Source organism: Kribbella ginsengisoli (assembly GCF_039537185.1).
Taxonomy (GTDB): domain Bacteria; phylum Actinomycetota; class Actinomycetes; order Propionibacteriales; family Kribbellaceae; genus Kribbella; species Kribbella koreensis.
In genome coordinates this window covers 766,369-786,706 of record NZ_BAABAA010000002.1, presented here as the reverse complement: position 1 = coordinate 786,706, position 20,338 = coordinate 766,369, and the positions used below count along the sequence as shown (strand labels likewise).

Genomic DNA, 20,338 nt, shown 5'->3' with positions numbered 1-20,338 from the left:
AGCGAAGGGTAGCCTTCCCATCACTTTCGGTCCGTAGACCGACTGCGTGATCGTGTCGTATCGTCACGTCATCGCCAAGCCTTGGTGGGGGCTCTGGTGCTCTGAATCCTTTGTGTTCAAGGCAACCTCGGAGCTCGGATGACCATGGACGGTACTGTCGTGGTGCCCGGAACCACTATGGGCGCCCAGTGGGTCGATGAAGTGCTGCTGGCCGGTGCGGCCAGTGACATCTGTTTTCGGCTACCCACTCCAATTGATCGCGGAATGCTGCGCCGGCTGGTGCTGGAACGGCAGACCGAATTGGCGGAATCGGGTTTGCGCCCGGGTGGTGCCGCGGCATTGCGGTTACCTCCGTCAATGGCATTTGTGACGCATTTGCTGGCGGTCTGGCGGCTCGGTGGGCAGGCGATCCTGCTGGACCACCGGCTGACCGACTACGAGGTGCGCCGGGCGGTCGAACGGCTGGTTCCGCAGGTGGTGGTGTCGCCGGACGGGCCGGTCGCGGCCGGGTTGCGCACGTTCGTGGACGTCGAGACGGCCGTCGCCAGCTACTCGGGGCACCCGGCCAACACCTCGCATGCCGTCGTCCAGCTCAGTTCTGGGTCGACCGGGCCGTCGAAGGTGATCGGGCGGACCGCCGAGGACCTGATCGAAGAGGTTCACCGGTACACCAAGATCGACGGCGTACCGGTGCGGGGCGAGCGGGTGATCCTGCTGCCGTCGATGGTGCATGTGCTCGGTCTCGTGGGTGGGCTGATGTACGGCCTGCACGCCGGCGTCGAGCTGGTCCCGCCGGCGCGGTTGACCGGGGATGCGATCGTCGCGGCGATCGCCAGTGGCAAGAGCCCGGCGACGGTGCTCGGGGTGCCGTTCCACATCGGGTTGCTGGCGTCCGTCAACGAGCCGCCGCGGTTGCCGCAGTTCAAGCGGATGACGACCGGTGGCGAGCTGGTGCCGTCGGCGGTCTCGGGCGCTTTCGAGGACAAGTACGGCGTACCGCTCGGCAACATGTACGGGATGACCGAGGTCGGGGTCATCGGCACCGATCTGTTCGGCGCGCATCGGCCGGCGATCCAGCCGGCGCCCGGCATCGACGTACGGGTCGTCGATGGGGAGCTGCACATCCGCCGGCCGGAGTCGCCGTATCTGGGGTTGTCGGATCCGACCCGGTGGGCCGACGGGTGGTTGCGCACCAAGGACGCGGGTGTGATCGACCCGGACACCGGGCTGGTGTCGATCAAGGGGCGGCTGGACTCGCAGGTGTCGGTCGGTGGGTTGAAGGTCGACCTGACCGAGGTCGAGTACACGATGAACACGCTGCGCGGCGTCGAGGCCGCGGTGGTGGTCCACGACGGGTCGATCACGGCGTACGTGCAGCTCAACGAGCAACGCGACGTGGCGCGGATCGAGGCCGATCTGGCGCAGCTGCTGGCGTCGTACAAGCGGCCACGTAGTGTGCGCGTGCTCGCTCAGTTGCCCCGGACAACCACCGGGAAACTCGTCCGCGACACCGCGGTACTCCGCAAAGCGGCGCCGTGATGCTCACACACCTCGATGGCCGGAGTACCGACCGGCACGACAACAGCCACGACCGCATCAGCCGCAACCGGCAGATGAACCAGCACAAGGTGCGGCGCGGAGGCGATCAGCCCGCCGACGAGCGGCTCACCCCGCCGAGCCCCAGCGGGCGCGGGGGCGGTGAGCAACGGCATCGGGCGGCGCAGGCCTCCGCTTCGGAGGCCGGTGCCGAGGGCCTTGCCTACCGCTTCCTTTGCCGTCCAGAGGTGCAGGAATGCCTCGAGTTCTTCGGGCTGGACGCGCATCCAGGCGAGCTCGGCCGGGGTGAACCAGCGCCGGGCCAGGGCGGTGACGGGTCGGCGGTAGCGGTCTTCGAGGTCTATGCCGACTGGGCCCGCCAGGCCGGCGACGACCGCGACCAGCCGCTCGCTGTGGCTGAGGCTCACGGCGAGCGGGTCGACGTGCGGACCGCCGGCGGCGTCATGCCGAAGGACCGGCGCGCCGTCGGTGAGCAGGGTGGCGGCGAGGTCGAGGAGGAGGGCGTGGGCGGCGGATCGCTGGTCGCGCGCGACGGGTTTCAGCCAGACGTGCACGGGGGCCAGATCGGTGCCCGGACGCTGAGTCACAGGAAGAAGGTATCCCGATGAGGGAAGAGGTTCGCGAGTTCGTCCTCGCGCAGCTGCAGGACATGAACTACGACGTCGAGGGCATCGACGACGAGACGACGCTCGGCCCGGCCGGCGTCGACCTGGAGTCGCTCGCGCTGGCCGACCTGTCGGTCCGGGTCGAGGACAAGTTCGGCGTCCGGTTCTCCGACGACGAGTCCGAGGAGCTGGCCCTGATGACCGTCGGCGAGTTCACCACCGCGGTGGCCGGCCGGGTAGCGCAGCAGGTCTGATGAGCAGCATCCCCCAGCCCTCGGCCCAACCGTCCGCACTGCCCCCGCCCGGCAGGGCCGAGATCGTCGACTGGCTGGCCGCGCTGGGTGATCGCCAACCCGGCGAGGTCCGGGAACGGATCGACTCGATGGAGCTCGCTTGGCTCGTGCATCAGGTCGAGCAGCGGTACGGGCTGGAGCTGGACGACGACCAGCTGGACCGGATCAAGACCATCGACGACGCCGTGACCGTGCTCGCGGAAGCGCTGAAGAGCCATGTCTGATCAGGTCTCCGTCACGGGCTTCTCCGTCCTGAGCGCGCTCGGCCGTGGTGCCGAGGCGCAACTGGCGGCGGCCCTCCCCGGCGCGGCCGCTTTCGGCGAGGTACGCCGGTTCGACACCTCGAACCGGCGAGTGACCCGGGCGGCGACGGCTGTCGACGTCCGGTCGCTGGAGGAAGAACTGCTCGACGCGGTCATCGACGCGTGCGCCGACGCGGGCCTGACCGCGGCCCAGCGGGCGACGACACCGTTGTTCCTCGCGGTCCACGGTCGTGCCGGCGTCCGTGGGCTGGCGACCAGGGCCGCGAAGATCTACACCAGCGCGTGCGTCTCAGCCAGTACTGCGGTCGCTGACGCTGCCGCGCTGATCCGCTACGGCTATGCGGAGCGGATCGTCGTGGCGGCCGGCTACCTGGTCGAGCCGGACCAGTTCGCTCTGTTCGACGCGGGCCGGGCCTTGTCGGACGACAGCACGGTACGACCGTTCAGCCTCGACCGCAGAGGACTCCTGCTCGGCGATGCCGTCGTCGCCGTCGTCCTGCAAAGGGGAGAAGGCAAGGCGGAGATCGCGGGTTGGGGACGAGCCGGCGACGCGCATCACCCGTGTCAGCCTGCGCCGGATGGTCAGGGGCTGGCGGCGGCGATCGAGGCTGCGTTGCGGAAGGCGGACCTGCCGTCGGACGTCGTCGGTTACATCAACGCGAACGCCACCGGGACGATCTTCAGCGACGCGTCGGAGGCGGCCGCGATCCGGATGGTGTTCCCGACGGGCGTTCCGGTCAGTTCGACGAAGTCGGTGCATGGGCATGCCCTGGAGGCGTCCGGATTGCTCGAGCTGGTGATGACAGTGCTGGCGCTGCGGGCCGGAAAGCTTCCGGTCAATGCAGGGTTCACGGCCGCCGATCCGATGTGCCTCCTCGACCTGATCGTCGATGCGCCGCGGCCTGCGACAGCGCAGTACGGGCTGACCTTGAATGCTGCCTTCGGCGGCGCCAACACGGCTTTGCTGGTGCGTGCGGGATGAGCCACGCGGTCGAAATCCCCGAACTCCGCGTGATCACGGACAGTCACTGGCCGCAGCCGGGCGACGACGCGCCGGCAGGCCCGCCGGTGCTGCCTGGCTTCATCGGGTCGACGTTCAGCCCGTTGGTCGCCGTCGTCGCCGATCGGTGCCTGCAGTCCCTGTACGGCGAAGTCCCCGCGAAACAAGGGGAAAAGGTCGGCATCGTGCTGGTCAGCAGGACGGGGGACCGGGCCTCGGCCGAGCAGGTCCGGCAACTCGTTGCTGATGGCAAGCGAGTCGGGCCGCTGTACTTCTTCCAATCCGTCCCGAACAGCGTGGCGGGGTACGTCGCCGCGCGCTGGGGACTGCATGGGCCGGTCGTCTGTCTGAGTCCGGCTGGTGATGCCCGGCAGGCCGGATTCGACCAGGCCGCGCTGCTGATCGCCGACGGTGATGCGGACCAGGTGCTGGTCGTGCTCGTGGAACAAGCAAGTCAGGGCGACACCGCCGTCGCCCTGCTGGTGAGTGGGGGAGAACCTTCATGAAGAGTCTGAGAGCTGCACTCGCCGCGGATCCGGCCATCGGAGCCGGCAACGTGCTGGCGACGGTGATCGCGCATGGTGCCGATCTGAACGGTCCGGGGCTGACGTTCGACACGCCTGTCGACGACTTCCCGGCCGAGCATCCGTTGACGCTCGGTGAGCTCGACGAGCGGGTGCAGGCGCGTACTGCGTGGTTGCACGGGCGCGGGATCGGTCGGCGGGACGTCGTCGCGATCTGGGCGACCGAGGCGGCCGACATCGTGCTGAGTTTCCTCGCATTGACCCGGATCGGGGCGATTCCCGCGTTGCTGAACGGGAAGATGGCGCCTGCGATCGCTGAGGAGTACATCCGGCGGCTGCGGGTTACCGGGGTGCTGGTCGGCGAGGCGCACAGTGGGTTGTTGCAGGAGGCGCCGATCCTCGGGGCGCCGCGCGACTTGGGTACTGGAGATCCGGCGCTGGCGCCGGCGGCGTACCGGCATCATCAGGACGATCCGGTGGTGATCACGCACACGTCCGGGACGACCGGGGTACCGAAGGCTGTGCTGCACAGCCACAAGACTTTGTACGCCGCGTTGAAGCACCTGCTGACGATGCCGCAGTCGCAGGGGACCGACCGGATTCTGAACGCGCTGCCGATCCCGCACACGGCGACGATCCTGATGGTCAATCAGGTGCTGGGGAACCGGGCCGAGATGTTGCTGCTGTCGACTCAGGACGCGTCGACGGTGCTGGCACAGATCGAGCGGTGGAAGCCGCACGGTGTGTATGGGTTTGCGGTCACCTGGGCGGGGCTGGCCCGGGAGGATTTGAGTAAGCACGATCTGGACTCGGTGCGGATGTGGTTCAACACGGGTGACTGTGCGCATGAGCCGCACATCCGCAAACTCGTTGCCGTCGGCACCCGGGAGACGGTGACGCGGGAAGGGCGGGTGACGGTCCGCGGCTCGCACTTCGTCGATGGGCTGGGGTCCAGCGAGATGGGGCACAACGGGTTCCACATCACGCACACGATCGACAGCGATCACTACGGGCGATGCATCGGCAAGCCGTATCAGTTCGCGTCGGCGACCGTCCTCGACTCCAGCGGGGAAGAGCTTCCGCCGGGCAAGGTCGGGTTGCTCGGCTTCCGGTCGCCGACTGTCTCGCCCGGCTACTGGAACGACTCGGTCAACACCTACAAGTTCCGGCTCAACGGCTGGTTCCTGACGGGTGACTTGGTCTACCGCGACGAGACCGGGCACTACTTCCACCTCGACCGGGTGCCCGACGCGGTCGCCGGCTTCGACGGTCCACAGCTCTACACATCGATGTCGGAGGAACGCATCCTCGCCGCGTTGCCGGAGATCCAGGACTGCACGGTGATCATCGTCCAGGAGAACGGCCAGTTCCTCACCGACGTACTGCTCGAGGTCCCCGCCGACGCCGACCCGATCAAGGAACGCGACGAACGCATCCTCGCCGCGGTAGGCGAAGAGGTGGCGAGCACGATCCGCCGCATCCACGTGGTCGGCGAGGACGAGGTCCCGGTCACCGTCACCGGCAAGGTCCGCAAGGTCGCCCTCCGCACTGAGCGCCTGACCAGCGCGCGTGTCGAGCAGCCGGCGGCCCCGGCGGCTGTCCTGGCGGACGGAGCGCGGCGATGAGCCCCGTGACCATCACCGGGATGGGACTGATGACGCCTGTGGGGCGGGGTGTCGACGACGTGTTCGGCGCCTTGCTGCATGGGCGGTCGGGGATCAGCCGGCCGCCGGCGGGGCATCCGGTGGCTGACTCCGTTGAGTTGGCGGGGTTCTTGCCGGAGTTCGATGCGGGAGCCATTGCCGGCGGGCCGGACGGGAAGGTGATGGATCGGACCGTCATCTTGGCGCAGCTGACTGCTGAGGAGGCGTTGGCTGATGCAGGGCTGGTGGTTGGAGAGAACATCGAGCCGGAGCGGATCGGCATCATCATCGGCGGGGTCGGTGGGATGGCGACGCTGGAGAAGCAGGTGCTGGCGAGGGCCGAGCGCGGACGGGCTGCGGTCAGTCCATATCTGCTGACGGGGATTCTGCCGAACATGCCGGCCGCCCGGGCAGCGATCCGGTTCGGCATCCGCGGCTACACCTCTTCAGTCGGTACGGCGTGTGCCTCCGGCGCTCAGGCGATCGCCGACGGAGTGCGCCTGATCCGCAGCGGTGAGCTGGACGTGGTGATCTGCGGGGCCAGCGAGGCGCCGTTGTTCCCGACGTTCGCGGAGACCTTTGCCAATGCCCGGGCGCTGGCACGCGGGTGGGACGACCCGACCGAAGCCAGCCGGCCGTTCGACCTGCTCAGGAACGGGTTCGTGCTGTCGGAAGGGGCAGCGCTGCTGGTACTGGAGAGCGCCGAGCACGCCGACAAGCGCGGTGCGCGTGGATACGCCGACGTCGCGGGGTACGGCGTGAACGCCGACGCCCACCACCCGACGGCGCCGCGTCCGGACGGTACCGGCGCAGCCGCTTGTATGCGTCTGGCGTTTGCCAGCGGCCACATCACCCCGGATCGAGTCGGCTACGTCAACGCCCACGGCACCAGCACCAAGCTCGGTGACGTCGCCGAGTCGACGGCGATCGGCCTTGCCTTCAAGGGATCCAGCCCGGCCGTGAGCTCCACCAAGGCGCTTACCGGCCACATGCTCGGTACTTCGGGAGTCGTCGAAGCGGTCGCCAGCGCGCTGGCGGTCAGCACCGGACTGTTGCCCCCGACGTACAACCTCGATGACCCCGATCCGGCCTGCCCGCTGGATCACGTGCGCAAGGAGCCGCGCGAGGCGCGTCCGGAGTACGCGCTGTCGAACTCGTTCGGGTTCGGCGGCCAGAACGTCAGCCTGCTGTTCGGACCTCCGAGCACAGAGATCAAGAGTGAGGGGAAGGCCTGGTGATGGAGATCTACGGGATCGACCACGTGGAGATGTACGTGGGCGACGCCAAGCAGGCGGCGTTCTACCTGGCGCACGCCTTCGGCCTGCAGGTGCACGGTCAGGGCGGACCGGAGACGGGTCTGGCCGGCCAGCGCTCGCTGCTGCTGCGGGAGAGCGCCGTACAGATCGTGTTGACCTCGGGGCTGGCCGCCACCCACCCCGCGGCCGAATACGTCCAGCGGCACGGTGACGGCGTCGCCGTGGTGGGCATCGAGGTCGACAACGCCTCGGTCGCCTACACCGAGCTGCTGAACCGCGGCGCCGTCTCGGTGAGCGAGCCGTCGACGTTCACCGACGAGCACGAGACCACGGTCGTGATCGCGGAGGTGGCCGGGTTCGGCGACGTGATCCACCGGTTGGTCGAGCGGCACGGGCCGCGGCGGGAGTTCCTGCCCGGCGCGTTCACGATCACCGAGCCGTCGAAGGGCCCGGACGAGAAGCTGTTCAGCGAGATCGACCACCTGGCGATCTGCGTGCCGTCGGGCGAGCTGAAGTCGACCGTCGAGTTCTACGAGAACGTCTTCGGCTTCGTGCCGATCTTCGACGAGTACATCGAGGTGGCCGGCCAGGGGATGGAGTCGACCGTCGTCCAGAGCCCGTCGAAGCACGTGACGTTCACGCTGATCGAGCCCGACCCGAACCGCCGGCCGGGGCAGATCAACGACTTCCTCACCTGGCACGCGGGCGCCGGCGTCCAGCACATCGCCTTGCGGACCAGCGACATCGTCGAGGCGGTCGGCACGCTGAAGGAGCGCGGGGTCAACTTCCTCGCCTCGCCGTCGGCGTACTACAAGGCGCTGCCGGACCGGGTCGGCGAGGTCGAGACGCCGATCGCGGACCTGGAGGAGCTCGGCATCCTGGTCGACAAGGACCACTGGGGCCAGCTGCTGCAGATCTTCACCGAGTCGATGCACATCCGCCGGACCCTGTTCCTGGAGATCATCGAGCGGCGCGGCGCGATGACGTTCGGCAGCGGCAACATCAAGGCCTTGTACGAAGCCAAGGAGCGCGAGCTGCAAGGGGTCGAGGTATGACCATGCTCGAGTTCACCTTGTCAGCAGAAGAGATCGACCTGCTCCCGTCGGACGACGATGTCGCGTTCTACCAAGAACATGGCTGGTACCTGTCCAAGAAGCTGCTCACCGACGCCGAGACCGACGAGCTGGTCGACGCCAGTGAGCGGTACTACGCCGGCGAACGCGACCGCAATCTCCCCGTCGCGCCGCCCAAGCTCGCCTACTGGGACCCGTCCAAGGGCGACGTCCAGCGGCACAACGACTACGTGCACTACGAACACGACGGCCTCGCCAAGATCCTCGGCAAGCCGTTGATCGGAGCGGTCGCGGCCCGGCTGGCACAGGTCGACGAGATCCGGATCTTCCAGTCCACGCTGATCTACAAGCCGCCGATCGAGGGCGAGCCGTCGAACATCGTGCCCTGGCACTTCGACAAGCACTACTGGTCGTCCTCGTCGTCGGACCGGATGCTGACCGCGTTCATCCCGTTCCACGACTGCCCGCCCGAGATGGGCACGATCACGATGGTCGACGGCTCGCACCGGTGGAAGGAGATCGGCAGCGACGACACCGTCGTGCGGCACTTCGCCGACCGGGACAAGTCGCAGCTCGACCAGATGCTGATCGAGAACGCGCAGTACAACGGCGTCGAGGTGGTCAAGCTGCCGATCACCATCCCGCGCGGCCACATGAACTTCCACCACTGCCGGACGTACCACGGCAGCGGTGCGAACGTCAGCGACCGCCCCCGCCGGGCGATCTCGCTGCACCTGCAGGACGGCGGCAACTCCTACCGGGAGTTCCCGCTCTCCGACGGCACCCTCGCGGCGTACAACCACGACGCGCTGGTCCGCCGGACCCCGGACGGCAGGCCCGACTACGCCGACCCGGACTTCTGCCCGACGCTCTGGGCCGACCGCTAACCAAGGAGAAGGACATGTCACGTTACGACTGGGGTCAGACCCACCCCGGCATCGAGCAGCTGGAGAAGGCCGTCTCCGAGGCCCGCGACAAGGTCGTCCAGCACCCGCTCTACGCCAACCTGGACACGCACGAGTCGCTGGTCACGTTCATGGAGCACCACGTCTTCGCCGTCTGGGACTTCATGTCGCTGCTCAAGTCGCTGCAGCGCGAGCTCACCTGCGTGACGGTGCCGTGGATCCCGACCGAGCACCGCAGCAGCCGCCGGCTGATCAACGACATCGTGATGGTCGAGGAGAGCGACGAGCTGGGTGGCGACGACGGCAAGCCGGCGTTCATCAGCCACTTCGAGCTGTACGTCGACGGGATGCACGAGGCCGGCGCCGACACGAGTGCGATCGACAAGCTGATCGGCCTGCTCCGCGACGGCAACCCGGTGGTCGAGTCGCTGGCCGCGGCCGGCGTACCGCAGGCTTCGATCGACTTCGCCGGTACCACCTGGACGATCATCGAGAGCGCGCCGGTGCACTGCCAGGCGGCCGCCTTCGCGTTCGGCCGGGAGGACCTGATCCCGGACATGTTCACCCAGGTCGTCGCGGTGAACGAGCGGTCGAAGAAGCTGAACACCTTCGTCGACTACCTGGAGCGGCACATCGAGGTGGACGGCGAGTTCCACACCCCGATGGCGATGCAGATGGTCGCCGACCTGTGCGGCGACGACCAGGACAAGTGGGACGCCTGCGCGGACACCATCAACACCGCGCTCGCCGCCCGCGCCCGCCTGTGGGACGCCATCCTCGCCGCGATCAAGGGCTGAATCACGGTGACCACCATCGATCTCTACCGGACCGTGCGGCTGATCCGCCGCTTCGAGGAGCGTGCGATCGAGTTCGTCCGGTCCGGCGAGATCGTCGGCGGTATCCACCCGTACGTCGGTCAGGAGGCGATCGCCGCCGGGGTGTGCGCCGCGTTGCGGGCCGACGATCTGATCACCAGCACGCATCGCGGGCACGGCCACGTCCTGGCCAAGGGGGTGAACCCGGCCCGGATGTTCGCCGAGCTGATGGGCCGGGAGTCGGGGCTGAACAAGGGGCGCGGCGGTTCGATGCATGCGGCCGACTTCAACCTCGGCATCCTCGGGGCCAACGCCATCGTCGGCGCGGCCGGGTCGATCGCGACCGGGGCGGCCTGGGCCCAACGCAGGCTGGGCAAGTCGACCGTCGCGGTCACCTTCTTCGGCGACGGCGCGGTCAACGAGGGAATGTTGCTGGAGGCATTCAATCTGGCGGCGCTGTGGAGTGTGCCGGTGTTGTTCGTGTGCGAGAACAACGGCTATGCGACGACGATGCCGGTGGACTCGGCGGTAGCGGGAAGCATCACGGGCCGGGCGAAGGCTTTCGGTATGCCTGCCTTCACGATCGACGGTCAGGATCCCGAGAAGGTGCTGGCGGCGGCGACGGCTGCCGTCGAGCGGGCCCGGGCCGGCAAAGGGCCGACCTTCCTCGAGTGCACGACGTACCGGTTCGACGCGCACCATACGTTCGAGCACCGGGCGCGGCTGAACTACCGCTCTGATGAGGAAGTCGCTGCCGGATGGTCGCGGGATCCGGTGGAGATCCAGGGGGCTCGGCTGTCCGTGGACGACCGGGCGGCCGTCGACACCGAGATCGAGGCGCTGCTCGACGCGGCGGCCGGGATCGCGCTGGGCAGTGCTCATCCCGATCCGGACGCGGCTCTGCAGTATCTCTACGCGTCGCCGGAGGTGTTCAGCTGATGCCCAAACTGTCCTACCTGAAGGCTCTCAACCGCGCGCTGGGCGACGAACTCGAGGCTGACGAACGCGTCTTCGTGCTCGGTGAGGACGTGCGGGTCGCAGCCTCCAACCTGACTGCCGGGTTGTTCGGCCGGTTCGGTGCGGAGCGGGTGATCGACACTCCGTTGTCCGAGCAGGCCTTCACCAACTTCGCGACCGGCGCTGCGCTGGCCGGGCTGCGGCCGGTGATCGAGTTCCAGATCCCGTCCCTGCTCTTCCTGGTCTTCGAGCAGATCGCGAACCAGGCGCACAAGCTGTCGCTGATGTCCGGTGGGCAGTGCAAGGTGCCGGTAACGTACGTCGTACCGGGCTCAGGCTCGCGTACTGGGTGGGCCGGTCAGCATTCCGACCATCCCTACAGCCTGTTCGCGCATGTCGGGGTGAAGACCGTGGTGCCGGCGACTCCGTCGGATGCTTATGGGCTGCTGTTGTCGGCGATCCGTGATGACGATCCGGTCGTGGTGTTCGCGCCGTCGGGAGCACTCGGGTTCCGCGACGATGTCGACTTCTCGACCTTGGCGCCGGTGCCGCTCGGGGTCGGGCGGATCGCGCGGCCGGGATCGGACGTGACGGTGGTTGCCCTCGGCCACCTGGTGCAGGACGCGTTGGCGGTGGCCGACGAGTTGGCCGGAGAGGCGTCGATCGAGGTGTTCGATCCGCGGACGGTCTACCCGCTGGACGTTTCGGGGCTGGTCGCGTCGGTCGCGCGGACCGGGCGACTGGTGGTCGTCGACGACTCCAATCGGACCAGCGGGTTCGGGGCGGAAGTACTGGCTGTGGCCGCTGAGCGTTGCTCGCTCGTGGCGCCGCCCAGACGGGTGACGCGGCCGGATGGGGCTGTGCTGCCGTTCGCGCCGGCCCTCGATCGGGCGGTACAGCCGGGACGGGACGACTTGGTCGCGGCGATCCGCGGCGTACTGGAGGGGGACGAGAAGTGACGACGACGAGGGCGTCCGCAGCTGAGCTCTGGCCGGTGCTGCCGGATGAGGTCCGCGAGAAGTTGCTTGCCTACGGCCACAAGTACTGGCAGCAGGTCTACGACGACGTCGCGCTGCAGAACCAGAACTGGATCCCGCTCCGCTCGCCGGTCGCGACCCACGCCGGGTTCGCCGAGATGAACCGGATCACCGCGCGCGTCTCGCAGTTGGTGCTGGACGCCTGCCGGCGGCGGGCCCGGACGGCCGGTGAGCTGCGTCGGGTGTTGGGCGTGCCGGACGACCGGATCCAGTTGCTGGACGACAGCGAGCCGCTGACCGGGCGGCTGATCAACGCGATCCGCTCGGACCTGCTGCTCGAACGCGGGGTGCCGCGGATGGTCGAGTGCAACGTCGAGAGCGCGCTGGGTGGGGTGCTGGATGCCGATGGCGTGATCAAGCGGTGGATGGAGGTCTATCGCGACGAGCCGATGTTCACCGCGATGGGCGCCGCCGCGCCGCCGTCGGCGATCGACGGGCGGTTCGACGCCATCCGCGCGGATGTCGGGCCGGGCAAGACGACCGGGATGATCTACGCCGCCGGCGGTGGCTATCCGCGCGCGGACGACGCGGAGTACATGATCAACCGGCTGCGGCCGTTCGCCGATCGGGGCCGCGAGCTGGGTGTCGATCTGATCGTCTACCCGCTCGAGTGGATCGTGCAGGACGCGGACGGCCGGCTGCTGGCGGGGGATCGGCCGCTCGACGCGGTCTGGCGGATGTTCGTGCCGACGTACGACGAAGGGTCCGCCGGGATGGCCGCGCTCAGAGCGGCGAACACGGCGGGCAGCTTCCGGATGTTCCTGCCGTCCGCGGTCTGGTTGCTGAGCAACAAGACGATCTTCGCCTGGCTGTGGGACGACCTCGGCGAGCTGCCGGCCGAAGACGCCGAGATCGTTCGCGCGCACATCCCGCGGACCTGGCTGTACGGACCCGAGTTGCGGCAGCGCACGCTCGACGAGCGCGAGCGGCTGGTGTTCAAGCCGACCGACGACTACGGCGGTCACGGGGTGTTCATCGGGCCGCTGACCTCGCCGGAGGACTGGCAGGCCGCGGTCGACGGGGCCGAGGGGCCGCATCTCATCCAGGAGCTGATCGAGGCGGATCCGCTGACCATGCAGTTCCTCAAGCCGGAGTCGGGCGAAGTGGTCGAGGCGGACGTCTCGTACTGCGTCTCGACGTACCAGTTCGACCGGGTGCCGTCCGGCGGCTTCACCCGCTTCTCGCCGCCCGGTGCCGGCGGCGTCGTCAACCTGACCCAGGGCGCACTCACCGGCGGCCTGCTACTCGTGAATCCGGAGGAGCACTGATGGACTTCGACTGGCGTGGCACATCCTTCGACTACTGGGAAGAGTTGCCACAGGCAACGAAAGACCAGGTGCTGGCGGCTGGTGCCGAGGACTGGAAGACGGTCTTCAGTGGGGTGCTGACCTTCAACAAGTCGTGGCGTCCGTTGCGGCCGGTGCTGATTCATCACAAGACGTACGAAGCGCTCGGCGAGGTGATGGATCGGCTGCTTCAGTTGTTGCTGGAGACGGGGCAGCGGCGGGCGCGGACTGCTGGTGAACTGCGCAAGCTGCTCGGTACGCCGGATGGGTTGGTCGGCTATCTGGACTACGAGGAGGAGTTGGGTGAGCACCTGATCCAGTCCGGGCGGCCGGACATCCTGATCAGCGGTGGGGTGCCGAAGTTCGTCGAGTTCAATGTCGGGAGCGAGGCCGGATGCGTCTGGGACACCGAGCGGGTGTCGACGCGGTTCCTGACGTCGTTCTCTTCGCATGGGCTGACGACGCTCGATGGTGCTTCGGGTCCTGTCGAGGTGCTGGCGCCGCCTTCGCCGGTGGACGGGCGGTACCAGGCGATCATCGACCTCCTCGGGCTCAAGCCGGGCGATCGGTTGACGACCGTACTGCGCACTGAGGGGGAGTACCCGGGCAGTGACAACCTGCCCGCGATCGTGCGATCGCTCGACCCGTACGTCGAACGCGGTAAGGCTCTCGGCATCGATGGGGACGTCGCGCCGCTGATCTGGCTGGAGACCGACTCGGAGGGGTTGCTGGTCAACCAGGGGCGGCGGGTGGATGCGGTGTTCCGCTTGTTCGTCTGCACGGATATGCCCGACGTGCCGGGTGAGGCGGCGCTTCGGGCCGCGGTCGAGTCGGGTCAGACGAAGCTGTTCACGTCGACGGCTGGGTGGTTGCTGGCCAACAAGATCATGCTGACCTATCTCTGGGATGACATCTCGTTGCTGTCGCCTGAGGACCAGGAGCTGGTGCGGCTGCATGTGCCGTGGAGTCGGCTGCTTACCGCTTCGATGCTTGAGGATGCTGTTGCCCAGCGCGCTTCGCTGGTGTTGAAGCCGGCTGACGAGTACGGCGGTGCCGGCGTACTGGTTGGGCACGAGACCGACCCTGCCGAGTGGCGGGAGGGGCTCGTCGCGGCGGTGCGCGACGGTGGGTTCTTGTTGCAGGACTACGTACGGCCGGATCGGTTGACGATGGATCTCGCTCATGTCGAGACCGGCGAGCAGGTGCAGGTCTCGGTGCCGTATTCAGTGGGGCCGTACACGTTCGGGCGCAAGCCTTATGGGTGCTTCTTGCGGGTGGGGTCGCATGAGCATGGTGAGGTGCTCAACCTGAAGCGGGCGATCCATGTGACCGGGCCGCTGCTGGTGACGACGTGAGCGGTTACGACTGGGCCGGGCGTCCCGGGTTCGATGCTTGGGGCAACTTGTCGGCTGAGGTGCGGGCGGCGGTACTGGCGGCTGGTGCTGCGGGGTGGCAGACGGTCTTCGACGAGGTCGCGACGTACAACGAGACCTGGAAGCCGTTGCGGCCGGTGCTGATGAGCAAGCCTTGGCTGGATGAGCTCTATGCGTTGAGCGATCGGATGCTGCAGCTGTTGCTGGAGTGTTGCCGGCGGCGGGCCGGCACTGCGGGTGAGCTGCGCAAGTTGTTGGGGATTCCGGACGGGCGGGTCGAGTTTCTGGACGACTCGGAGCCGCTGGGGGATCACCTGGCGATGTCTGGGCGGCCGGACATCCTGCTGACGGACGGGGTGCCGAAGTTCGTCGAGTTCAACGTGGGTAGCGATGTGGGGAGCGTGTGGGACTCCGAGAAGGTGTCCTCGCGTTTCCTGGAGCTCTTCCGTACATCCGGTGTGGCCTCGGTGCTGCCGGTCGAGGCGCCGCCGTCGGCTGTCGACGGGCGGTTCGCGGCGATTCGGTCGACGCTCGGGTTGGAGCCGGGGGCCCGGCTGACGATGGTGTTCCGGACTGACGGGGAGTATCCGGAGTCGCATGATCCGGAGAAGCTGGTCGCGTTGCTGCAGCCGTTTGTGGAGCGTGGCATCGAGAACGGCTTCGACATGGATGTGCAGCCGGTGGACTGGCTGACGCTGGATGCCTCTGGCTCGCTTGTCGGGCGTGGGCGGCGGGTGGAGGCGATTCTGCGGCTGTTCGTGTGTTCGGAGATGCCGCCGACGGTCGGGTTGCAGGCGATCAAGGATGCGCTTCGGGGTGGTACGGCGTCGCTGTTCACGTCGGCTGCTTCGTGGTTGATCAGCAACAAGCTCGTCTTCGCTTGGTTGTGGGAGGACGCTGCTTCGTTGCCTGCGGCTGATGCTGCGCTGGTACGGGCGCACTTGCCGCGGACGCGGATGCTGACGCCTTCGCTGGTGCCGTCGGTGGTTGCCGAGCGGGAGCAGTTGGTGCTGAAGCCGGCTGACGAGTTCGGTGGGTCGGGGGTTGTGGTTGGGCGGGAGGCGTCTGCTGGGGAGTGGCAGGGGCTGGTCGAGCGTGGGGCGGCTGAGGGGCTGCACCTGGTTCAGGACTACTCGCGGCCTGACCGGATGGTGATGGACTTCGTGCATCTGACGAGTGGGGAGCACGAGACGGCGGAGGTGCCGTTCTCGATCGGGCCGTATACGTTCGGGCGTCGCGGGTCCGGGTGCTATGTGCGGATCGGCAGTCAGGGCGAGGGGGAGGTCCTCAACCTCAAGCGCAATGTGCACGTCACCGGGTCGTTGCTGCTTGGCGGCGCCTGATGTCAGACGACGTACTCGAGCACTCGTGGGCCGGCCGTGGGGTGGTAGATCGCCTTACGGCTGAGGCCTGCGGCTGCGGCGACGTCGTCGTACTGCGCGAGGGTGCGCTCGCGGCCGTGCCCGAGCACGAGCATCAGCAGATCCATGCTGGCGAAGACGGCAGGCGTCGCGTCGGACGCCTCCAGGACGAGCACGCACCCATTGGGCTCGAGCGCCTTGCGGCACTTGGCGAGCGCCTCGACGGCCTGGTCGTCCTCGAAGGAGTGCAGCAGGTACCGCAGTACGAAGGCGTCGGCCCGCGGCAACTCCAACTCGAACAGGTTCCCACCGAGCACCCCGCAGCTCACTCCCGCTTCGGCGAACTGTTGTTGTGCCGTGACGATGCTCGCAGGCAACTCCACGAGCGTGCCCCGGAGGCCGGGGAAGGCGGTCAGCAAAGCGATGAGCTGAGCCCCCGTACCACCGCCGACATCAACCACATGCTTGAACCGGCTCCAGTCGAGCACCTCGGCGAGCGCCGGCCCTTCCGCGCGAGCCCGCTCAGCCATCAGCTCGTCATAGGACCCGGCGGCTTCCGGGCTGAGACTCACCTTGTTGCCCGCAGCAACCGGCCCGCCGGCGCGAACCGTGCCAAGCAACTCGAAGAAGGCACGATCCATGTGCCCACCGAACCCCTCCAAATCCAACCACTTCCGAGCCGACCCCGGCGCCCCATCCAGCAACCACCTACCACCCTCACCCAGAGCAAACCGACCCCGACCGCCAGCCTCCACACCAGCGCGTCCGCCCCGACCTACGCCAGCGCCCGGCTCCACGCCAGCGCCTTCGCCTTGACCCACGCCGGGCTGACCAGATGCGCCTTCCTCCCGCTCTTCCTCGTCGCTCGTGGACTCGAAGAGTCCGCGGGCGACGAGATATCTCATCAGGCGGCCGAGGGCTTCGGGATCTGCATGGGCTTTGGCGGCGAGAGCATCGGCGGTGAGGGGACCGTCGGCGAGGTGGTCGGCGAGTCGGAGGGTGGCGGCGACTCGGATGGCCATCGGCATGATCAGGTCGCTCATCGCGGCCAGGTCGGCCGGGCCGGGAGTGGGGCGGTCGGTCATCCTGCTTCTCCTGCGGGTTGGGCGGGTTCTGTTGCCGGGGGTTCTGAGGAGGCTCGGCGGTATCTGAACAGGGGGATGAGGGTCAGGGTCAGGAGGACGGCTCCTCCGATCAGGATCGTGGGTTTGAGGCCGGCGCCGGCGGCTGCGATGCCGGCCAGGGCGCTGCCGATGGGGATGCCGGAGACGGCGACCGCGGCGACGACGCCGAAGACCCGGGTCTGGAGCTCGACCGGGATGCGCTCGTACAGGATCGCGCCGACCACCGGATTCACGCTGGCTATTCCGAACCCGGCGAGGAATGTCACCACCAGGACGACCGCCAGGTTGTCGGTCAACCCCAGCACCAGGATTCTCGGCGCACCTCCGATCGCCGCGCCGATGAAAAAGGAAAGCATCTGCGGAAGCTTCGTCGAGAAGATCGTGAATACCACGTTCCCGGCCAGCGACCCGGCCGCGAAAACGCCGAGGATGATTCCGATCCTGGTCGGCGATCCGAAGACTTCCTGCACCCACAGCGGCAGCAATACCGTACTCGCCGCCTGCTGGAAGAAATTGATCAGGAACAACGTCGCGATCATCCCCAGCAGCAGCTTGTCCGTGCGCAGGAAACTGAATCCACCGCGCAATGCCTTCAGGTACGGTTCCTTGGCCGGCGCGACCTCCTCCGGCTCCGGCGCCGGCCGCACCAGTGCCCACACGAGCACCGCCGCCGCCAGGAACGTCCCCGCGTCCAGCCAGATCGTGTGCCGCGCCCCGAGCGTTGCCACCAGGATGCCCGCGAGCGGCGCCCCGATCAGCCCCGCAGTGCGGTTCATCGCCTCATATGCGCTGGTCACACGGATCATCGGGATCCCGGACTCCGCCGTCACCGGTCGCAGCAACACGTGCTTGACCCTGTCCCCGACACCCCGCATCCCGCCGCTCACGGCGATCAGCAGCACCAGCTGCCAGAAGCCGAAGTCAGGTGCCGCGGCGACGATGCTCATCGCCACGGCCGAGCTCAGATCGCACGTGATCGATGTCCGCCGCATCCCGAACCGGTCCGCGATCGGCGCCGCCAGCACGCTCGTCAGCAAATACGGAATCATTTCCGCCGCCGCCACCAGGCCCATCTTCGCGGGACTGCCCGTGGTGATCAGTACCAGCCACGGAATGGCGACCACCGAGAATCGGCTGCCAAAGGCGGAGAACACGTCGGCGGTGAGCAATGCGTAAAGCCCGGCTCGCCGTTTCTGAATCACAGTCTCCCCCATGCTCGTCGCGTCCTCCCCCGAGAATCAGCGTACGGCACGGATTCAATGGGGGTAAGTGTTCCGCAGCAATCGTCAATGCCGCGGAAAGAAGGCAGGCAAGGCGATTTCGGCATGCCGGAATGTTGGGGGAGAAAATGACTTCGGACACAATCTTGCGGGCGCTGGCGTCGGGTGGGACCGACGATCCGTACCCGCTGTACGCCGAACTGCACCGGCTCGGTGAGGCGGTGCCGGTGACGGCGCCCGAGCTGCCGTACGCCGCGGCCGTCTTCGGCTACCGGGCCGTCGACCGGATCCTGCGCGACCCCGCCTTCGAGGTCCACGACGCGTACCGGCTGGAGCCGATGACGCCGGGCTGGCGCGACCACGCGGTGCTCGTGACGCTGATGAACTCGATGATGTTCAGCAACGGCGACCGGCACGGCCGGATGCGCGGGCTGTTCCGCAAGGTGTTCACCCCGCGCCGGGTCCAGGCGATGGAGCCGGACATCATCCGGATCACCGGCGAGCTGCTCGACCGGGTCGCCGAGTTGGGTGCCGATGGCAACGAGGTTGACTACATGGCCGAGTTCGCCTATCTGCTGCCCGCGCGGGTCGTCGGCCGGTTGCTCGGGCTGCCGGACGAGGACATCGCCTGGTTCCGCTCGCAGGTCGACCTGATCAACGACTGGCTCGACTTCCGGCGCAAGGGGTTCGATGTACTGGAGGCGGCGGATGAGGCCGCGATCCGGATCACCGACTACTACCTCGACCTGATCGCGCAGCGGCGGGCTTCGCCCCAGCAGGACTTGATCAGCGACCTGGTCCAGGCGGGCGGGCATGAGGTCACGGATCTGGAGCTGGTGGGCAACCTGCTGGTCCTGTTCAACGCGAGTTTCAGTACGACGATCCATCTGTTCGGCAACGCGCTGCCGCTGCTACTCCAGCGCCCGGCGGTCCGGCGTACGCCGGAGTCGATGCCGGCGTACGTCGAGGAGGTGCTGCGGTTCGACACTCCCGCGCACGTGTTCATCCGGGTGGCCAGTGCTGACACGGAGCTGCTCGGAGTACCGCTGCGGGAGGGGGAGCTGGTCGCAGTACTGACTGGGGCCGCCAACCGGGATCCGCGGCGGTTTGCCGCGCCGGACCGGTTCGATCCGGCGCGGGTGGACAACCAGCCGATCAGCTTCGGGGCGGGCGCCCACTACTGCCTGGGAGCTGCGCTGGCGCGGGCCGAGGCGCAGATCGCGCTGCCGATGGTGTTGGAGCGGTTCCCGCACCTGGCGCTCGGGAGCGCCGCGGTGCGGACCGACCAGCTGATCCTGCGCGGCTACAAGTCGCTGCCGATCACGGTGACCGACCGGGTGCTGGTCACGGCCGGGGGTACTGCTGATGCATCAGAGTGATGTCCTTCAGCTCCGCGTCGTGCGGCGTCTCCAGCACGTTGCGGATGGTCCGGGCCATCGTCTCGGGCTGTACCCACGCGTCCGGCACGTACTCCTTGCCCTCCTGGGCGTGCACCTTGGCCTGCAGCGGCGTCGCCACCCGGCTGGCGAAGATGCTGCTCACCCGGACGCCGGTCTCGAACTCCTCCAGCCGCAGCGTCTCGGCGAAGGCGCGCAGACCGTACTTGCTCATCGCGTAGCCGATCCAGCCGGGCCACGGGTACAGGCCGACGAGCGAGTTGACCAGTACCACGGTGCCGCGCGCTGCTCGGAGCGCGGGCAGGGCGAGGCGGGTCAGCTCGGCCGGGCCGACCAGGTTGACCTCGAGGTGCTCGCGGATCTGGGCGGGGTCGCTGTCGCTGAGCGTGCGGCCCTCGCAGATGCCGGCCGCGTGGACGACTCCTTTGAGCTTCCGCGGGAGCTCGAGGTTGCCCGCGAGGGTGTCGGCTCGGCCGATGTCGCCGACGAGTACCTCAGCGTCGGGGAGTTCGGCGGCGAGCTTGGCGAGGCGCTCTTCGTTGCGTCCGAACAGGACGAGGGCGCGGCCATCGGCGTACAGGGACCTGGCCAGCGTGCTGCCGATGCAGCCGGTGGCGCCGGAGATCAGGATCGGGTCGTTGTCGGCCAT

The 20,338-nt window shown here is 68.0% G+C and carries 20 protein-coding genes; 16 read left to right on the top strand and 4 right to left on the bottom strand.

Going from position 1 to position 20,338, the window contains the following annotated elements; translation table 11 throughout:
• Positions 1-138: 138 nt before the first annotated feature.
• Entirely contained in the window at positions 139-1,539 is a 1,401-nt protein-coding gene (locus tag ABD768_RS11040; RefSeq protein ID WP_344840022.1) for a class I adenylate-forming enzyme family protein, read from the top strand.
• Here the strand turns inward: ABD768_RS11040 and ABD768_RS11035 are convergent.
• Positions 1,470-2,144 carry a 4'-phosphopantetheinyl transferase family protein gene (locus tag ABD768_RS11035; RefSeq protein ID WP_344840020.1) on the bottom strand — a complete coding sequence of 225 codons (675 nt, stop codon included), beginning with the start codon at positions 2,142-2,144 and terminating at the stop codon, positions 1,470-1,472. The two genes, ABD768_RS11040 and ABD768_RS11035, sit on opposite strands and share 70 nt — an antisense overlap.
• A gap of 17 nt (positions 2,145-2,161) precedes the next feature.
• Between ABD768_RS11035 and ABD768_RS11030 the strand changes: the two genes are divergently transcribed.
• Genes ABD768_RS11030 through ABD768_RS10965 form a run of 14 tightly spaced genes read left to right on the top strand, consistent with a single transcriptional unit; the run spans position 2,162 to position 15,930 of the window.
• Entirely contained in the window at positions 2,162-2,416 is a 255-nt protein-coding gene (locus ABD768_RS11030; protein WP_343976562.1) for an acyl carrier protein, read from the top strand.
• On the top strand, positions 2,416-2,679 hold the full coding sequence (locus tag ABD768_RS11025) for an acyl carrier protein (protein WP_343976565.1): 264 nt from the start codon (positions 2,416-2,418) through the stop codon (positions 2,677-2,679). The genes ABD768_RS11030 and ABD768_RS11025 overlap by 1 nt, the downstream gene beginning before the upstream one ends.
• The gene (locus ABD768_RS11020) at positions 2,672-3,700 is read left to right on the top strand and encodes a beta-ketoacyl synthase N-terminal-like domain-containing protein (RefSeq protein ID WP_344840017.1); all 1,029 of its coding nucleotides are present in this window, start codon (positions 2,672-2,674) and stop codon (positions 3,698-3,700) included. Before ABD768_RS11025 ends, ABD768_RS11020 begins: the two co-directional genes overlap by 8 nt.
• A complete protein-coding gene (locus ABD768_RS11015) occupies positions 3,697-4,224 on the top strand; it encodes a beta-ketoacyl synthase chain length factor (RefSeq protein ID WP_344840015.1) in 528 nt (175 codons plus the stop codon). Before ABD768_RS11020 ends, ABD768_RS11015 begins: the two co-directional genes overlap by 4 nt.
• On the top strand, positions 4,221-5,867 hold the full coding sequence (locus ABD768_RS11010; RefSeq protein ID WP_344840012.1) for a class I adenylate-forming enzyme family protein: 1,647 nt from the start codon (positions 4,221-4,223) through the stop codon (positions 5,865-5,867). Before ABD768_RS11015 ends, ABD768_RS11010 begins: the two co-directional genes overlap by 4 nt.
• Positions 5,864-7,123: a beta-ketoacyl-[acyl-carrier-protein] synthase family protein gene (locus ABD768_RS11005; protein ID WP_344840010.1), complete on the top strand. Its 1,260-nt coding sequence runs from the start codon at positions 5,864-5,866 to the stop codon at positions 7,121-7,123. The genes ABD768_RS11010 and ABD768_RS11005 overlap by 4 nt, the downstream gene beginning before the upstream one ends.
• Positions 7,123-8,196, top strand: a complete 1,074-nt coding sequence (hppD, locus tag ABD768_RS11000) for a 4-hydroxyphenylpyruvate dioxygenase (RefSeq protein WP_344840008.1) — start codon at positions 7,123-7,125, stop codon at positions 8,194-8,196. The genes ABD768_RS11005 and hppD overlap by 1 nt, the downstream gene beginning before the upstream one ends.
• Positions 8,193-9,101, top strand: a complete 909-nt coding sequence (locus tag ABD768_RS10995) for a phytanoyl-CoA dioxygenase family protein (RefSeq protein ID WP_344840005.1) — start codon at positions 8,193-8,195, stop codon at positions 9,099-9,101. The genes hppD and ABD768_RS10995 overlap by 4 nt, the downstream gene beginning before the upstream one ends.
• 14 nt (positions 9,102-9,115) lie before the next feature.
• Positions 9,116-9,916 carry a DUF3050 domain-containing protein gene (locus ABD768_RS10990; protein WP_343976586.1) on the top strand — a complete coding sequence of 267 codons (801 nt, stop codon included), beginning with the start codon at positions 9,116-9,118 and terminating at the stop codon, positions 9,914-9,916.
• A gap of 6 nt (positions 9,917-9,922) precedes the next feature.
• A complete protein-coding gene (locus tag ABD768_RS10985; protein WP_344840003.1) occupies positions 9,923-10,873 on the top strand; it encodes a thiamine pyrophosphate-dependent dehydrogenase E1 component subunit alpha in 951 nt (316 codons plus the stop codon).
• Complete coding sequence (locus ABD768_RS10980) at positions 10,873-11,850, top strand: alpha-ketoacid dehydrogenase subunit beta (RefSeq protein WP_344840001.1); 978 nt, start codon at positions 10,873-10,875, stop codon at positions 11,848-11,850. The genes ABD768_RS10985 and ABD768_RS10980 overlap by 1 nt, the downstream gene beginning before the upstream one ends.
• Positions 11,847-13,196: an ATP-grasp domain-containing protein gene (locus ABD768_RS10975; RefSeq protein ID WP_344839999.1), complete on the top strand. Its 1,350-nt coding sequence runs from the start codon at positions 11,847-11,849 to the stop codon at positions 13,194-13,196. Before ABD768_RS10980 ends, ABD768_RS10975 begins: the two co-directional genes overlap by 4 nt.
• Positions 13,196-14,569, top strand: a complete 1,374-nt coding sequence (locus ABD768_RS10970; protein WP_344839997.1) for a hypothetical protein — start codon at positions 13,196-13,198, stop codon at positions 14,567-14,569. The genes ABD768_RS10975 and ABD768_RS10970 overlap by 1 nt, the downstream gene beginning before the upstream one ends.
• On the top strand, positions 14,566-15,930 hold the full coding sequence (locus ABD768_RS10965; protein WP_344839995.1) for a hypothetical protein: 1,365 nt from the start codon (positions 14,566-14,568) through the stop codon (positions 15,928-15,930). Before ABD768_RS10970 ends, ABD768_RS10965 begins: the two co-directional genes overlap by 4 nt.
• 2 nt (positions 15,931-15,932) lie before the next feature.
• Here ABD768_RS10965 and ABD768_RS10960 read toward each other — a convergent pair whose 3' ends face one another.
• Complete coding sequence (locus ABD768_RS10960; RefSeq protein ID WP_344839992.1) at positions 15,933-17,033, bottom strand: methyltransferase; 1,101 nt, start codon at positions 17,031-17,033, stop codon at positions 15,933-15,935.
• Positions 17,030-18,286, bottom strand: coding sequence for an MFS transporter (locus ABD768_RS10955; RefSeq protein ID WP_344839989.1), 1,257 nt, complete (start codon positions 18,284-18,286; stop codon positions 17,030-17,032). The genes ABD768_RS10960 and ABD768_RS10955 overlap by 4 nt, the downstream gene beginning before the upstream one ends.
• A 134-nt stretch (positions 18,287-18,420) precedes the next feature.
• On the opposite strand from ABD768_RS10955, the gene ABD768_RS10950 reads away from it, so the two are divergent.
• On the top strand, positions 18,421-19,671 hold the full coding sequence (locus tag ABD768_RS10950; RefSeq protein ID WP_344839987.1) for a cytochrome P450: 1,251 nt from the start codon (positions 18,421-18,423) through the stop codon (positions 19,669-19,671).
• Here ABD768_RS10950 and ABD768_RS10945 read toward each other — a convergent pair.
• Positions 19,637-20,338: an SDR family oxidoreductase gene (locus tag ABD768_RS10945; RefSeq protein ID WP_343976612.1), complete on the bottom strand. Its 702-nt coding sequence runs from the start codon at positions 20,336-20,338 to the stop codon at positions 19,637-19,639. The two genes, ABD768_RS10950 and ABD768_RS10945, sit on opposite strands and share 35 nt — an antisense overlap.

Excerpts from the sequence above, each read along its gene's own strand:
- ABD768_RS11040 (WP_344840022.1), top strand. The coding sequence starts at position 139 with ATGACCATGGACGGTACTGTCGTGGTGCCCGGAACCACTATGGGCGCC.
- ABD768_RS11030 (WP_343976562.1), top strand. The coding sequence starts at position 2,162 with ATGAGGGAAGAGGTTCGCGAGTTCGTCCTCGCGCAGCTGCAGGACATG.
- ABD768_RS11025 (WP_343976565.1), top strand. The coding sequence starts at position 2,416 with ATGAGCAGCATCCCCCAGCCCTCGGCCCAACCGTCCGCACTGCCCCCG.
- ABD768_RS11020 (WP_344840017.1), top strand. The coding sequence starts at position 2,672 with ATGTCTGATCAGGTCTCCGTCACGGGCTTCTCCGTCCTGAGCGCGCTC.
- ABD768_RS11015 (WP_344840015.1), top strand. The coding sequence starts at position 3,697 with ATGAGCCACGCGGTCGAAATCCCCGAACTCCGCGTGATCACGGACAGT.
- ABD768_RS11010 (WP_344840012.1), top strand. The coding sequence starts at position 4,221 with ATGAAGAGTCTGAGAGCTGCACTCGCCGCGGATCCGGCCATCGGAGCC.
- ABD768_RS11005 (WP_344840010.1), top strand. The coding sequence starts at position 5,864 with ATGAGCCCCGTGACCATCACCGGGATGGGACTGATGACGCCTGTGGGG.
- hppD (WP_344840008.1), top strand. The coding sequence starts at position 7,123 with ATGGAGATCTACGGGATCGACCACGTGGAGATGTACGTGGGCGACGCC.
- ABD768_RS10995 (WP_344840005.1), top strand. The coding sequence starts at position 8,193 with ATGACCATGCTCGAGTTCACCTTGTCAGCAGAAGAGATCGACCTGCTC.
- ABD768_RS10990 (WP_343976586.1), top strand. The coding sequence starts at position 9,116 with ATGTCACGTTACGACTGGGGTCAGACCCACCCCGGCATCGAGCAGCTG.
- ABD768_RS10980 (WP_344840001.1), top strand. The coding sequence starts at position 10,873 with ATGCCCAAACTGTCCTACCTGAAGGCTCTCAACCGCGCGCTGGGCGAC.
- ABD768_RS10970 (WP_344839997.1), top strand. The coding sequence starts at position 13,196 with ATGGACTTCGACTGGCGTGGCACATCCTTCGACTACTGGGAAGAGTTG.
- ABD768_RS10960 (WP_344839992.1), bottom strand. The coding sequence starts at position 17,033 with ATGACCGACCGCCCCACTCCCGGCCCGGCCGACCTGGCCGCGATGAGC.
- ABD768_RS10955 (WP_344839989.1), bottom strand. The coding sequence starts at position 18,286 with ATGGGGGAGACTGTGATTCAGAAACGGCGAGCCGGGCTTTACGCATTG.
- ABD768_RS10950 (WP_344839987.1), top strand. The coding sequence starts at position 18,421 with ATGACTTCGGACACAATCTTGCGGGCGCTGGCGTCGGGTGGGACCGAC.
- ABD768_RS10945 (WP_343976612.1), bottom strand. The coding sequence starts at position 20,338 with ATGGCCGACAACGACCCGATCCTGATCTCCGGCGCCACCGGCTGCATC.